This is a genomic window from Pseudomonas sp. ADAK7, from assembly GCF_012935675.1.
In the GTDB taxonomy this organism is placed as follows: Bacteria; Pseudomonadota; Gammaproteobacteria; order Pseudomonadales; family Pseudomonadaceae; genus Aquipseudomonas.
Window position 1 is genome coordinate 928,826 of record NZ_CP052861.1, and the last position, 14,600, is coordinate 943,425.

General features: G+C 56.5%; 8 protein-coding genes and 1 pseudogene. 4 read left to right on the top strand and 5 right to left on the bottom strand.

What is annotated here, in order from left to right; all coding sequences use genetic code 11:
* Positions 1 to 117 precede the first annotated feature (117 nt).
* The 4 genes and pseudogenes from HKK53_RS32945 to HKK53_RS04225 form a co-directional block, all read left to right on the top strand.
* A pseudogene (locus HKK53_RS32945) lies at positions 118 to 633 on the top strand (methyl-accepting chemotaxis protein); the annotation flags it as partial.
* A gap of 638 nt (positions 634 to 1,271) precedes the next feature.
* Positions 1,272 to 2,324 carry an AraC family transcriptional regulator gene (locus HKK53_RS04215; RefSeq protein ID WP_169369672.1) on the top strand — a complete coding sequence of 351 codons (1,053 nt, stop codon included), beginning with the start codon at positions 1,272 to 1,274 and terminating at the stop codon, positions 2,322 to 2,324.
* Between the two features lie 326 nt (positions 2,325 to 2,650).
* Positions 2,651 to 3,448: an SDR family NAD(P)-dependent oxidoreductase gene (locus tag HKK53_RS04220; RefSeq protein ID WP_169369673.1), complete on the top strand. Its 798-nt coding sequence runs from the start codon at positions 2,651 to 2,653 to the stop codon at positions 3,446 to 3,448.
* 460 nt (positions 3,449 to 3,908) lie between these two features.
* Complete coding sequence (locus HKK53_RS04225) at positions 3,909 to 5,405, top strand: cytosine permease (RefSeq protein ID WP_169369674.1); 1,497 nt, start codon at positions 3,909 to 3,911, stop codon at positions 5,403 to 5,405.
* 432 nt (positions 5,406 to 5,837) lie between these two features.
* Here HKK53_RS04225 and HKK53_RS04230 read toward each other — a convergent pair whose 3' ends face one another.
* The 5 genes from HKK53_RS04230 to HKK53_RS04250 form a co-directional block, all read right to left on the bottom strand.
* Complete coding sequence (locus HKK53_RS04230; protein ID WP_169369675.1) at positions 5,838 to 6,608, bottom strand: SDR family NAD(P)-dependent oxidoreductase; 771 nt, start codon at positions 6,606 to 6,608, stop codon at positions 5,838 to 5,840.
* Positions 6,608 to 7,792, bottom strand: coding sequence for an acetyl-CoA C-acyltransferase (locus HKK53_RS04235; protein WP_169369676.1), 1,185 nt, complete (start codon positions 7,790 to 7,792; stop codon positions 6,608 to 6,610). The genes HKK53_RS04230 and HKK53_RS04235 overlap by 1 nt, the downstream gene beginning before the upstream one ends.
* 54 nt (positions 7,793 to 7,846) lie before the next feature.
* On the bottom strand, positions 7,847 to 9,958 hold the full coding sequence (locus HKK53_RS04240; RefSeq protein ID WP_169369677.1) for a 3-hydroxyacyl-CoA dehydrogenase NAD-binding domain-containing protein: 2,112 nt from the start codon (positions 9,956 to 9,958) through the stop codon (positions 7,847 to 7,849).
* 39 nt (positions 9,959 to 9,997) lie between these two features.
* Positions 9,998 to 11,791, bottom strand: a complete 1,794-nt coding sequence (locus tag HKK53_RS04245; RefSeq protein WP_169369678.1) for an acyl-CoA dehydrogenase — start codon at positions 11,789 to 11,791, stop codon at positions 9,998 to 10,000.
* A gap of 155 nt (positions 11,792 to 11,946) precedes the next feature.
* Positions 11,947 to 14,595, bottom strand: coding sequence for a LuxR C-terminal-related transcriptional regulator (locus HKK53_RS04250; RefSeq protein WP_169369679.1), 2,649 nt, complete (start codon positions 14,593 to 14,595; stop codon positions 11,947 to 11,949).
* Positions 14,596 to 14,600: the final 5 nt, after the last annotated feature.

Genomic DNA, 14,600 nt, shown 5'->3' on the forward strand with positions numbered 1-14,600 from the left:
GCAGCGTTACAAGCCAGGCGCATTATTGAGCATGCAACCCAGGCCATCGACAAGCTGGCTCTGGGGATGACCGGAACCATGGCTCAGGTCAAAAACCTAGCCACCAGCAGCAGCCAGATCAGCAGTGTGCTCGAGGTCATCAGAAGCATTGCCGAGCAGACCAACCTTCTGGCTCTGAACGCTGCCATCGAGGCTGCCCGGGCAGGTGAAGCAGGTCGAGGTTTCGCCGTCGTCGCCGACGAAGTCAGGACGCTGGCCAAGCGCACTCAGGACTCAGTCATTGAAAGCCAGAAAGTCATCGAATCGTTGCTGGAGGACACCGATACCGTGGTCGGTGCGATGCAAGACAGCCATGAGTTGACACAGGTCAGCGTCGTCGAAGTGGGTAAGGTGGTCGAGTCGCTGCAAAACATTACCAATGCCATCGGCCAGATAAACGAGATGAACCTGCAAATCGCTACCGCGACTGAAGAGCAAAGCGCGGTAGCCGAGGAAGTTAATCTGAACGTGAACAATATTCGAGACCTGACCCAAGCCTTGAGCGTGAGCGGCAACGAATCCGCTCAGATCAATTCGGAACTTGATCAGTTGGCCCAGACACTCAGCGGAAAGGTTCAGCAGTTCCGCGCTTGACATAGGCAATCCACCTAGCAGTCGCTGCTCGACTATCGGCAGCGCGGTCCCCTCCTCTGATGCCTGCGCCCCCTCCGGCTGCAATCATGATGCGCCATACCAGAGCCCTGATGGCTCTGGCACACGCCTGCGCCAAGTTTTTCGATAATCCCCCTTCCGCTCGTCATCAGGGCGCAGCATTTTTTGAAACACGCTTGACTTAGGTCGTCCGACCGAATTAAATAGGTCACACGACCTACTAATGAAGTCCAGGTCAGATAAAAGCGATTCCTACCTACATAGATCAACAAAAACAGGGCCTGTACGCAGCGCCTTAGGTCAGGAGATAAAAAGATGAGAATGACAGCTCACAACACGGACAATGGTCATCGTTCACAAATGACCACCGGCCATGATGGACTCTTCGTTTACCGAGCAAACATTGCGCGCCACCTGTCGACGCCAATCTCCTGCTCACGCCCCCGGCCTGCCCTGACCGCGTTTTACACATGAATGAACTGAAGTGATCTCCAGGCACAACACCTCGGACATCACCCCAGTCTTTCCTGCTTGGCAACACCTGCGAGGGCCGTACGATGAGCATCAATGAAGCAACCCCTGTCACCTTGGACGATAAGGTATTTTCAACGACCGAAATTTTGGCCGCAGCGGGATTGCTCGGTTTTGACGAGACCACGCTCAGCAGCTGCGTCAAGACTGGGTCGCTTTCGATCCAGGACCTGTACAACCCACAGACAAAAATCTCGCTGAACCAACAGGAACTGATCCATAGCGCATTCGTACAAACTGCACAGAACCCTCTGCTCAGTCTGACGGTGGGTCAGCGCTTGCACCTGACCTCCTATGGCATCGTCGGTTTTGCGATGTTGAGCAGTGCGACACTGCTGGAAGCTCTGGAAACGGCCAGCACCTTTGGTGTGTTGATCAATCTTAAATTCGGCTTGAGCCTGCATCGCCAAGCAGGGCACGCCGAGCTAAAACTCTTTGATCAATATGGGCTCGTCTCTCTGGAGTGGAAGTACTGGCTGTGCCTGGAAGTGTCCAAGCTGCTCACGCTGCTGCAAGACATTCTGGGCAAAGACTTCAATCCCGAATACATCGACTTGAGCCTTACCGGAAACGCCAGCGAAGCAGAAGAAATTGGCCGGATTCTTGGTCTTCCGGTACGGCTGAACAGCAGTGAGACTCGCCTGGTGTTTGCCGAGGAATGGCTGGAGCGCAAACTGCCCCAATCCAACAGCATCACCCATAGCAGCTGCAAACTGGTCTGCCAGGCGCAGCACAAGGAAATAATCCAGAAGTACGACTTGAGCTATCAGGTACAAAACCTGCTGCTCAATTCGAGCAGCAGCATCCCCTCCCTTTCCGACGTCGCCGACCGACTGCATTTGTCGCCGCGCACATTGCGCCGCCGTCTGGACGCCCTCGGCACTTCCTACAACGCATTGTTGGTCGAAGTACGTAAAAAACTCGCTATCCGCTACCTGCTGAACACGCCCATGACCACCGAGGCGATTTCCGAGCATTTGAACTACAGCGATGCAGCCAACTTCAGGCACGCCTTCAAACGCTGGACCGGACGCTCGCCTCGAGAGTACCGCGTGCTCAATCGAGGACACGAACAGCCAGTGAGTTTCAGCTATGGCAAAAACTACGGCAGCCCCCACAGCGTGAGCGCCTTCAGTCTCTGATAAACGGGTTGAGCTTCGGCTCGACTCAACTTGCATGACTCGATCCGACACCCGGGCGAGTCAGCCCGGCAACCAGCGCTTCCACGAACAAGCGTCAGGGTGCCGGTATTTCCAAGTAGCAAGTGCCTTGACAGGTGGACGTAGATGTCTGGTCTGCGTACTGAAAAAGTGTCCAGTTTCACTATTTCGAATGGCCGCCATTCACCTGTTGGACGCATCGCTCGCACCTTAAGCTGCTTGCAACGCGCTTCATTTTTCAAACCGGCGAAAGCACCCGGAACCGAACAACCCTGCTCACCCAGAAACCCTGTAATGAGGACAACTCCATGCGTTTTATCGATCAAGTAGCCATCGTCACCGGTTCGAGCTCCGGCAACGGCCGGGCCATTGCACTGGCCTTGGCGGCAGAGGGGGCCCGGATCGTGTGTTCGGATCTGGTTCAAAAGGCACGCCCGGAAGGTTTTGAAGCCGACCTGGACATCGACACCGACGCCTTGATCCGCAAGCAAGGAGGCCAGGCTGTATACGTGAAAGCCGACGTCTCGAAATCCGCCGATGTCGAGAACCTCGTGAAGCAGGCAGTCGAACACTTTGGTCGGCTCGATGTGATGATCAACAACGCCGGAGTCTGCATCGAGCTGAAGACCATCGTCGAGGAGACCGAAGCAGATTACGACCTGACTATGAACGTCAACACAAAAGGCGTCTGGCTGGGCTGTAAATTCGCGATCACTCAGATGCTCAAGCAACCACCGCGTGCCGACGGTACTCGCGGACGTATCGTCAATGTCTCGTCGATCGGCGGGCTGGTAGGGCTGGCCCAGGAGCCTTCTTACTGTGCCTCCAAAGGCGCGGTGAATAATCTGACCCGTCAGCTGGCGGTGGATTTCGCTGCCGAGAAGATCAACGTCAACGCCATCTGCCCGGGTTTTCTGGCAACCGCCATGGTTCGTCAGGAGCTGGACGATCCGAAGATCAAAGCCATTTTGGAAAGCCTGACGCCTTGGCCGCGAATCGGAAACGTCCAGGACGTGGCCAAAGCGGTCACCTTCCTGGCCTCCGACGACGCCCAGTGGATGACCGGATCGCTCCTGACGGTCGATGGTGCTTACACAGCACAGTAATGAGGTAAACGAAGGGAGCAGTCGATGATTGCCGAATTCGAAAAAGCAGCGGTCTCAACACAGCGCAGCCTCAATTCAGCGAAGCACTTTGTTTGCGTGCGTCGCGAGTCCTGCAGGCAGCCCGTTGAGCTAATCTAACAATAAGAAGGCTACTGTAATGTCTAACCATTCCTGCCCAACTCACAGTAAAAGACTAAAACGGATCATGTTTTCGGACTGCATCCAGAGGGCATAGATATGAGCAAAGCTAATATAGAACCGAGCTCAGGGATGATCAGTACAAGCGAAAGCTTGAATAAGGACTTACTGATGCAGCTGGAGGAGATGTGCAATGGAGAACACTCCACTTCCGAATGCTGGTCGTCTGCTAAATCAACAATAAATGAAGCCGTTTATTGGATTGCACTGGGTGTGATTCTCTGGATTTCAACACTGTTGATCATTTCTTGAGTACAAATAAATGAAATCAATTGAATCATCTCATTCGATAGAACAGGAAGCGCTGGCAGGCAGATTGCCAGTGTTGAGTGGAGAACGGATTTATAAGTCGTACGGTTCATTCCTCTGGACCTGTTGCACATTTAGCGCGGCTACCTGGGCCTTCTTGATCGGTGGCTATCTACCCTACGTGGGAGACTGGCGATTAGGTGTCATGGGCTACGTAGTAGGGCTGATTATCGGGATGGCTGTCGTCACATTGGCTTCTGGCGTTCCCAGTTACAAATATGGAACCGATGTCATCGACACGGCCAAGTCATCGTTTGGCTATAGAGGCGCGATCATCCCATTGTTTGGCCTGCTCGCGACATTAGTCGGCTGGACCTTTGTCGTTCAAGCCTTGACGGCCCGAGGCGCGGCCAACATTGCGGCGACGGTGACAGGTTCAGAAATCACCGGCAACGCCCATGAACACCTCGTCATCGGCGTGGCGTTGGCGGCGCTGGTTCTGGTGTGGGCTATCGCCCTCAAGGGACCGAAACTTTTCGAGCGACTCAATGGCTACATTGGGCCGCTGCATATGGTGATTACCGTAGTAATGCTAGGTATCCTCATCAATAAGTTTGGCGTGCCGACGCTTTGGCATAGCCAGGTAGCTGCGGATCAAATGTTGACCAAGGACCCTATCCAGGGGTTTTCCCTGGCAGTCGAGTTTGGTGTTGCCAATGCCCTGACCTGGTGGCCGGTAATGGGCGGCTTGACCCGTCTGGTCAAGCATAAAAAACACATGATCGGACCTTCGGTCATTGGGGTCGGCATTCTTGGTGCCGCGATCATCTCCACCGTTGCAGCGTTGGCCGCCATCAGTGCCGGGACCTATGACCCTACGGTGTGGATGATTGCAGTGGGTGGCAAAGTACTTGGTTCAATCATCATGACGATTGTTCTATCAGCGAACATCGCCACCATGGTCGTCATGATTTACTTGTCAGCCGTGTCGATTCAGCAGATCAAACTATTTGCCCGAATCAACTGGGGGCTGTTACTGGCCCTTATATTAGCGCCAGGGCTTTACTTTGCATTTAAAACAGAATGGCTGCTGGCATCGGTAATGAGTTGGTTGTCCTACAATGGCGTCATGTTTGTCGGCATCACCGGTATAACACTTGTTGATTATTTCTTCCTGCGCAACGAGAAACTCGACCCTGCCAGCCTCTTTGCCACAAAGAACAGCCAATACACTTTCTGGAACGGCATCAACTGGGTCGCTGTTGCGGTCACATTTATTGCAATCTACGGTTATCTAAAACTTTATGATCCCGTCACTGCTGCAATGAGCCCAGGCTTCCGTTACTTCGGAGCTTCTATTCCAGTCCTGGTGCTTTCGGGTATTGCTTACTACTTGGCGATGCGCCTTATTGCACTGCCGCTGAAAAAAGGTGGCTACAATCTTGTGGATAAAGAGTTTAGCCGCCCAGCATTAGAAGCAACGCCAGGCAGCCTGAAAGTCAGCCTTTAAATCCCCTCCTTTCAACCGCCCCTTATGGGGCGGTGTCCTAGCAACTACCCTCTCCCCCCGCAAAGATCCAGCTTGCAGAATCCAAAAAAACCGCGTTCAACATTCCTGAGCACTGGTTGCTAAACACCTGATCTGCTTTCGGCAGCTTATAAGATGCGAAACCAGTGATGAGAAAAGACAGACCTTCCCTTCGGCGCCTTGCAGGTAATTTTCTCAATCAGTGGTAACAGGCTGAAGGGCGGACAATTCAAAAAACGGATCAAAGAAGTTCCCAAGAAGAGACTTCCGGTGATCACTCGAAGGGGTAATTGCGGGGCGATTCCTGGCGGGTGTATCCGTACTGCTGACGCAAGGTTCAAACCTGCGGGTGACAGACAGCGCGCAAGAGATCAAACCAGATGCCTGAGCCCCTGCGCGTTATCACATTGACGCTTACAGCGAACTAACCAGATGTCCGCCATCGACCGCCAACACTGAACCGGTCATGAAGTTGCCAGCGTCACTGGCCAGCAACAGCACCGGCCCGTCCAGCTCCTCAACTCGTCCCAAACGACGCATCGGCACGGTATCGCGGATATATGCCTGGCCTTTATCCGTGTCAAAGTAGTCACCATTCATCTCGGTTTTAAAGTAACCGGGGGCTATCGCATTGACGCGAATGTCGTAACGAGCAAGTTCCAGGGCAAGTGACTTGGTCAACTGCACGACCCCGGCCTTGGCAGCGCAGTAATGACTCAGGCCGTTGCCGACACGCTCGCCAAGAATTGACGCGATATTGATGATGCTGCCACCCCGCTCCGCTTTGGCCAGTCTTTGCGCAGCGCATTGAGCCACGCGCCAGACACCGTCCAGGTTGGTCGCGAGCATTGCACGCCACTCTTCTTCGCTGACCTCCAGCGCCCGAACAGCTCCGCCGACGCCGGCGTTATTGATGACCACGTCGACACAACCAAAAGCGGCCTGAGCCGCATCGAAGGCACTTTCAACACTGTCACGCTGGGTGACGTCCAGCGCCACGGGTAGCACCTCGGCCCCATGCCATTGCAGTTCAGTGGCCAGCGTCTCAAGACGCTCGACGCGACGCGCCGCAATCACCAGCCGACCGCCCGCCTTCGCCACCAGTCGGGCGAAGTGTTCGCCCAGGCCACTGGAGGCACCGGTGACCAGCACGGTTTTGCCCGCTAAAGAAAAAATCGTATTCATCAAAGCACCTCGAACAGGCCAGCGGCACCCATGCCACCGCCCACACACATCGTCACTACGACGTACTTCACGCCGCGCCGTTTACCTTCCAGCAAGGCATGCCCGACCATCCGGGCACCGCTCATGCCGTAGGGATGACCAATCGCAATGGCACCACCATTGACGTTGAGTCGCTCGTTGGGAATGCCGAGTTTGTCGCGACAGTAAATGACTTGGCAGGCGAACGCTTCGTTGAGTTCCCACAGGCCAATATCATCCACTTTCAAACCATGCTTCTTCAACAGTTTGGGAATCGCCAAAACAGGACCAATGCCCATTTCCTCAGGAGCCAAACCCGCCACGGCGATCCCGCGATAAAGCCCTAGGGGCTCGATATTTCGCTGTTGCGCAAGACGCGCGTCCATCAGCACGCAAGCACTGGCTCCGTCGGACAGTTGGCTGGCGTTACCCGCCGTGATGCAGCCGCCCTCGATCACCGGCTTCAGATTGGCCAGGTCCTCAAGACGGGTACCCGGGCGATTGCCCTCATCGAGATTGAGCGTAACCGACTCATAACTCACCGCGCCGCTGGCTTTATCAGTCACCGCCCGGGTTGTACTGACTGAGATAATTTCCTCTTCGAATACGCCGCTTTGTTGCGCCGCCGCAACCCGCTGTTGTGATTGCAACGAATAGGCATCCTGCATCTCGCGGGTGATGCCATAACGTTTGGCGACATGCTCCGCGGTCTGCAACATCGGCATGTATGCATGCGCGGCATAACGCTCGACTTGCAAGTCACGCTCGGCGAATGCCCACTCCATATTGCGTGTCTGCACGGCGCTGATATTTTCCTGACCGGCGCCGATGGTCACGCGCATGCCGTCGTAGATAATGTGCTTGGCCGCAGTAGCAATCGCCATCAGACCCGAAGCGCATTGACGGTCAATGGTCTGGCCGCAGACGCTATGGGGCAAACCTGCCGCCAGTGCGCTCATGCGCCCCACGTTCCAGCCCGCAGTGCCTCCCGGCATTGCGGTGCCCATGACCAGGTCCTCGATTTCTGCGGGATCGACCCCGGCCCTTTCAACGGCAGCGGTTATCGCGAAGGCGGCCATGCTCGGTGATTTCAGGTGATTGAAAGCCCCTCGAAAAGCCTTGGCAATGGGGGTACGGGCGGTTGATAGAATCACGGCTTCTTGCATGGTCTGGGTTCCAGGATAAGTCTTGGCCACCCATGAGCAGGTGGCCCGGAAGAGTCACAATGTGTGGATGTGAGTTTTCTTGGCCGCAACCAGTCGCTTGAGCAAATCGGCTGGGGTAAACCACATGTCGCCGTAGCTGCCCAATTGCTCCCGATAGTGTTCGATACCCGCCAGTACTTTCTCCAATCCCAGTTGCTCGGCGTAGTACATCGGCCCGCCCTGCCACGCCGGGAAGCCGTAGCCATTGACCCAGACCAGATCAATGTCACCACTGCGCTCGGCAATGCCCTCATCAAGCAACTGAAAGCCTTCATTGATCAGCATGAACAGACAGCGGTCGTGAATCTCCTGATTGGAAATAGCTCGCCGAGAAATCTCCAGCTCTGCGGCAAGGACTTCGGCACAGGCGATTACCTCATAATCTTCCTGTCGCTCACGCCCTTCATAGCGATAGAACCCGCGCCCGGTCTTCTGCCCGTAGTGACCCCGGGCATACAACTCATCGGCCAGCTTGCAATAACTCGGGTCATGGGCGATGGCCTCGCGACGTGACTCACGCACCAGATAACCCACGTCGATCCCGGCCAGGTCGTACATGGACAACACGCCCATGGCCAACCCCAGTTCCGTGAGTACGCCATCGACCTGAGCCGGCGTCGCACCTTCCAGAATCAGACGATGGGCTTCCCTCGCATAGGGTTCCAACATGCGGTTACCGATAAAGCCGAAGCAGACCCCGGAAACGACCGCTACTTTCTCGATACGTTTGGCTAAGGCCAGAGTCGTGGCCAACACCGAGGGAGCGGTCTGCTTACCGCGCACCACTTCCAGCAGGCGCATGACATTGGCCGGACTGAAAAAATGCAGGCCTATGACGTCTTCCGGACGGCGCGTCACTTGAGCGATGAGATCGACGTCCAGAGTCGAGGTGTTACTGGCAAGGATGGCGCCGTGCTTGCAAACTTCATCCAACGTGCGGAACACCGCCTGTTTGACGGTAAGGCTTTCGAACACCGCTTCGATGACCAGGTCGGCTTCAGCGATATCCGCATAGTCCAGAGTCCCGGAGATCAGCGCCATGCGCGACTCCAGCGCCTGGGCACTCAATTTGCCGCGCTTGACGCTGGTTTCATAGACTTTGCGAATCTGAATCAAGCCTCGATCCAGGGCTTCGGCCTTGAGTTCAAGCAACTTGACGGGGATGCCGGCATTGGCGAAGTTCATGGCGATCCCGCCGCCCATGGTGCCAGCGCCGATAATCGCGACGGCGTCGATGGTACGAAGTGGCGTATCTGAACTGACCCCAGAGATTTTGGCGGCTTCACGCTGGGCAAAAAACTGGTGACGCAAAGCCGCTGATTGCGGCGATGCCTCCACTTGCTTGAACAGCACCTGCTCATGGGCCAGGCCTTGCTCCAGTGGCAGCTCACAGGCAGCCTTCACCGCGGCGAGCGCCAGCCCAGGTGCGATTTGCCCACGCCAGCGCGCGGCACGAGCCCGCTCGAAATCGTCAAAAAAACCGGCAGGCAGTTGATCTTCCGGTTGTGGTCGGCGCCAGGCAGGCTGGGCTGGTGCAGCCTGGGTCAAGAGCTCCCGAGCAAAATCACAGGCAGCGTCCAGCAGCGTTTGCTGGCCTTTTACCAGACGATCCACCAAGCCGATTTCACGAGCACGAACCGCCCAGACGGGTTCTCCGGAAAGGATCATATCCAATGCCACTTCGGCACCCACTAGCCGTGGCAATCGCTGCGTTCCTCCAGCACCCGGCAGCAGACCTATTTTTGCTTCTGGCAGGCCCAACCGAGCGCTGACTTCACTGATTCGATAACCACAGGCCAATGCCACCTCCAGCCCACCGCCCAACGCCAGACCACCGATGGCGGCAATCAAGGGTTTCTCAGACTGCGACAGTCGATTCAACAGGCTGGCAAGGTCTGGTGTGGCAAAGGCCGATGCGCTGCCAAACTCGGCAATGTCGGCGCCCGCGCTGAAGGCTCGACCCTCGCCGTACAGCACAATAGCCCGCACATCCGGATCAGCGATCGCTCGATCATAGGCTTCAGCCAAAGCAGCACGCAGGGCTTGCCCCAGCGCATTGACGGGCGGACGGGCCAGGCCGATCAGGGCCAGATTTTCTTCGACGCGGTAGTGGATCAAGGTGTTCATCAACTGTCTCCCATTGGATTAAGGGCTTGGCCAACCATGTCAGAACCAGGCGTTTTGCATGTCGTACGTGGTGCGGTTACCGGCACACAGCAAATCCGCCTGGCCCTGCAACGACGCCAACTCCCACTCCATGTAATAGGCAGCGGTATGCAACTTGCCCTGATAGAAATCGCTTTCGCTGTCGGCTGTAGCCGCAGCGAGTGCCCGCTCTGCGACTAATGCCTGGCGTAGCCAGATCCAGCCGACCAGCACTCGACCAAACAGGTCCAGGTACGCGGTGGCATTGCAAAGCCCAAGGTCAGGTTCGATACCGACCTGACGCTGCAATGACGCCGTCACGTCCTCCAGAATCGCCAGTGCCTCGGCCAACTGCGCCGCCAGCACCGATGAATGCGCCAGCCCTGCGGCGTCATCGAGACTGCGGCGAACCTGCGACAGAAATAACGCGTAACCTCGTCCGCCCTTCGGCCCCAACTTGCGCCCCAGCAAGTCGAGCGCCTGAATACCCTCGGTGCCTTCATGAATGGGGTTGAGCCGGTTGTCGCGGTACAGCTGCTCCAATGGGTACTCGCGGGTATAGCCCGCGCCACCGAGGATCTGGATACCCAAGTCGCAAGCGCTCAAGCCATAACGCGAAGGCCAGGTCTTGACCATTGGCGTCAACAGATCGAGCAATTGGGCGGCGTCCTCTCGGCTGTCTGGATCAGTGGCAGTGTGGGCATCCTCCACCAGGCTACTAGCGTACAAACACAACGCCAGACTGCCTTCGGCATAGGCCTTCTGCATCAGGAGCATGCGACGGACATCGGCGTGTTCAATGATCGACACCTGACGCGTCAGGGGATCCTTGCAACTGGCGTGTCGTCCCTGCGGACGTTCACGCGCATAGTCGAGGGCGTGCAGGTAGCTTTGGTAGGCCAGGCTCGCGGCCCCTAGGCCGACGCCGATTCGCGCCTCGTTCATCATCTGGAACATGTACGCCAGTCCCTTATGCGCCTCACCCACCAGATAACCGACAGCACCACCCTGCTCGCCAAAACTCAGGACAGTAGAGGTGGTGTTGCGATAGCCCATCTTGTGCAACAGCCCTGCCAAAGCGACATCGTTGCGCGACCTCAGACTTCCGTCGGTTTCGACCAGAAATTTTGGCACCACAAACAAGGAAATGCCCTTGACTCCCGCCGGTGCACCGTCCATCCGGGCAAGCACCAGATGGACGATGTTTTCCGTCAGCTCATGATCGCCACCAGAGATAAACATCTTCTGGCCGAAGACCCGATAGGTGCCATCGGGCGCCGGCTGCGCACGTGTGCGCAAGTCCCCTAGCGCAGACCCCTGCCCCGGCTCTGTTAACGCCATCGTGCCACTGAAGCGCCCTTCAAACATGGCAGGCAAAAATCGTTCTTGCAGCTCAACAGACGCAAAGCTCTTGATCAGATTGGCCGCACCGATACTCAAGAACGGGTAACCGGTGGTTGCGATGTTCGCGGCATTGAAATAAGCCATGCAGGCGCGCAGCAACACTTCAGGCAGCTGCAGGCCACCATCCTCGAAGTCGTGATGCGCGGCGAGAAAACCAGCCTGTGCGAAAGCATTCCAGGCGTGCTGGGTTTCCTCGATCAAGGTAATGCGTTCGCCGTCGAAGCTGGGCTCCTGACTGTCGCCCTTATGGTTGTGTGGGGCGAAGAACTCAGTGGCCACCTGGCGCGCCGTGTTGAGCGTCGCGTCGAACACGGCGCGATCATGCTCGGCATAACGCTCGCGCTTGAGCAGTGCCTGAGTATCGAGCAGTTCGTAGAGTAGAAAATTCAGATCACGTTCGTTGAGCAACATAATGATGGAATCCCGCCTGGACATTTCGAGAGCGATGAGCCGACATTGATGTTGTAACAAGCGCGAGCGGTTGATTCGTCAAACCGCGGGTGGAGTTTGAGATGGAATTGATTCGGTGTGGGGTGGAGCCCCTCCAGTCCAGGCTGAGAGATCTATCAGCTCAGCAAGCCGACACTACGAGCCTTGCGCAAAGCCTCCTCTCGGTCATTGACCTCCAGCTTACGGAACAGGTTGTTGATGTGCGTTTTCACCGTGCTAAGGCTGACGAACAGCGACTCGGCGATCTGCGCATTGCTCTGGCCTCGCGCCATACGTTGCAACACTTCACGCTCGCGCCGTGTGACTGGCTCTACCAGACGATTTGCCTCGGTCGAAGACCGGATAAGTTGCGGCATGACCATGCTGAGTTGCTCAGCAGTCGGCAATGGTGAATGCAGTTCATACTGACGACGTGCTTCAGGGGTGACCAGTTGCCGAAACATGTCTCTGAGCTCACTGCCCTCATGGTGCAACAACTGACCCAAACGGTATTGGCAAGCCAGGGCCAAGGCCTGATCCAACAGCTGCATCACTTGCTTTTGATCACCGTTGTCGTGCGCAAGGCTTGCTTCGAGCACCAATAAATCAAGGTTCAATCGCTGGTTGTGGTGTTCCTCGGCCAGTTCTCGCAATTCCGACAACAGCTGCATGCAGACCGCTCGCTGCCCAAGATGCCGTTGCACCCAGGCGTAAGCCAGAGTCTCCTCAGGCTGGATATCCTCACGGTAATGTCGCTGGCACCAATGCCACTCCTTGAGCCACGCCAGCAGGTAATTCTGGTCACGATTACGCACCGAGCTACGCGCTTTCCAGGCGCCGGCAAGACGATAAACCCGCCATTGCTTGAACTGCGCCGCCAGCCGTCGAGCCTCATCCCAACGCGCCAGCGCGCGTGGGGTATCGCCCTGTGCATCGAGCAGGCAGGCTTGCTGGTGAAAGATCAGCGTGAGCCCGGCACTGTGGGGGAAGTCGAGGGCGATTTTTTCGGCCTTGGTCAGGCTCAGGGTCGCCGCTGGCAGCAGGTTTTGCTGAATCAATACCAGCCCCTGTCCCAGATGCACGAACGAGTCGTAGAAATTACCTGAGCCCTCACCCAAAGCGTGTTGCATGTCGTCATCAAAAAACCGCTGATGAGCCCTCTCGCTCTCCCCTTGGGCCAATTCGATTTGACCCAGAAGCAGTTGCAAGCTGCGGGTATAGCCTTTGAAGCCGAGACGTTGAAGCTGGTCGAGTGCCACGCCGACCTGGCGCCTGGCGTCATTCAAGCGACCCAACGCAGCCAGGCATCCGGCGCTGTTGGCGTGCAGGATCGCCATTCCGGCATTCGGCTCAGGGTATCGTTCCAGCGCGGTACTGACCAGTTCCACGCCGTGGCGCAGGTTTCCGCCGAGCAAAGCCAGATGACTGCGTAGAAACGCAATTGTCTGCATGACCCTGTCCGAACGCTGAGCGGTGCTTTGACTCGCCAGACGCCGCAAACTGGCAATACAGGCCCGCGTCCTGTCGATGTCATTGGTGACAATCAAGGTCGAGGCCTCGGTCATGGCCAGATTCAGATGATCGCTCGGGCTATGACGCAGAGCATGGGTCAAGAAGTCGACGATGGCATTTATTTCACCTTCGCGCAGTAGATCGAAGGTGTGTTCTTCCACGGTTTTGAACAGCGCCGCCGAGTTCTTCGCCCGTCCATATTGGTACACGGCCTGGGCATAAAACCGGTTGACCAACAACCAATCAGCGGCACGCTGATGCAATTGCAAAAGAGCCTGCGGGTCACGTTTTCGCAGTCGCTGCTGAGCCGTAATCCGCAAGGCTGGATGGAACTGAAATTCCAGCCGTTCACCAGTGTGTTGCGTAATGAACAAATCAGCCTGCTGCAGTTTACGGATCATCGTCCCCGGATTCGTGTCGCCACTCAGCGTTGCGGCCAAATCCAGGTCAAAGGCACCCACAACGGACGTCCGCTCAACGAAAGCCAACAGCCCCGGCGACCACATGTTCAGCAGTTCCTCCTGAACAAATTGAGCGATCTCGGTATAAGACTGCTGAGTCGCACGCTGCAAACGTTCAGCCTGGCTACCCGAGAAAGTCATCTCTCGGTAGGCCGCGCACCAGAACAACACACCGCTAACCCAGCCCTCACTGCCCGCCTGCAAACGGTAAACGAAAGCGGGATCAAGACCGATGCCCTGGGCCGAGAGCAGTTGCTGCGTTTCTTCTCCGGTCAATGCGAGGTCATTCTGGTCCAGCACCAATAAACGTGAGTCACGACGCAAATGCCCCAGAGCAAGCATCGGCCGCCCCTCACTGGCGGCAACAATGCGCAGCATGTTCGGTGCGCTATGCAACAGGGTTTCCAGATAACCAAGCGAACGTGGCGAACGTAACTTTTCTGTCTCATCGATAAGCAGCGTGAAAGGTGCAACCAAGCCATCCAGGTGGCTGCGAATGGTCGCCCACATCTCACTGGTATTGGCTTCGTCAGGCGCCGGGACTTTGAGCAGCAAGCGATACAGATGACCAATAAAATTGACAGGCTCGTTGTCCGTGCGGTCAATCCGGTACCAGCCAAACGAAGTGCCCAAGGCTGCGGCAAACTGACTGAGCAACGTGGTCTTCCCGTACCCCAGGGGTGCACGCAGTAACGTAAGGCAGAAACCTTGCGCCGAGGCATCCTCCATCCGCTTAACCAACCGCGAACGCTGGATCAACGTCCGTGGCAGCTGCGCAGGGCGAAATTTGCTCAGATCGATGGGAGTCTTCAATGCAG

Bases quoted from the DNA above. Each gene is read 5' to 3' on its own strand.
- HKK53_RS04220 (WP_169369673.1), top strand. From the start codon at position 2,651: ATGCGTTTTATCGATCAAGTAGCCATCGTCACCGGTTCGAGCTCCGGC.
- HKK53_RS04225 (WP_169369674.1), top strand. From the start codon at position 3,909: ATGAAATCAATTGAATCATCTCATTCGATAGAACAGGAAGCGCTGGCA.
- HKK53_RS04230 (WP_169369675.1), bottom strand. From the start codon at position 6,608: ATGAATACGATTTTTTCTTTAGCGGGCAAAACCGTGCTGGTCACCGGT.
- HKK53_RS04235 (WP_169369676.1), bottom strand. From the start codon at position 7,792: ATGCAAGAAGCCGTGATTCTATCAACCGCCCGTACCCCCATTGCCAAG.
- HKK53_RS04240 (WP_169369677.1), bottom strand. From the start codon at position 9,958: ATGAACACCTTGATCCACTACCGCGTCGAAGAAAATCTGGCCCTGATC.
- HKK53_RS04245 (WP_169369678.1), bottom strand. From the start codon at position 11,791: ATGTTGCTCAACGAACGTGATCTGAATTTTCTACTCTACGAACTGCTC.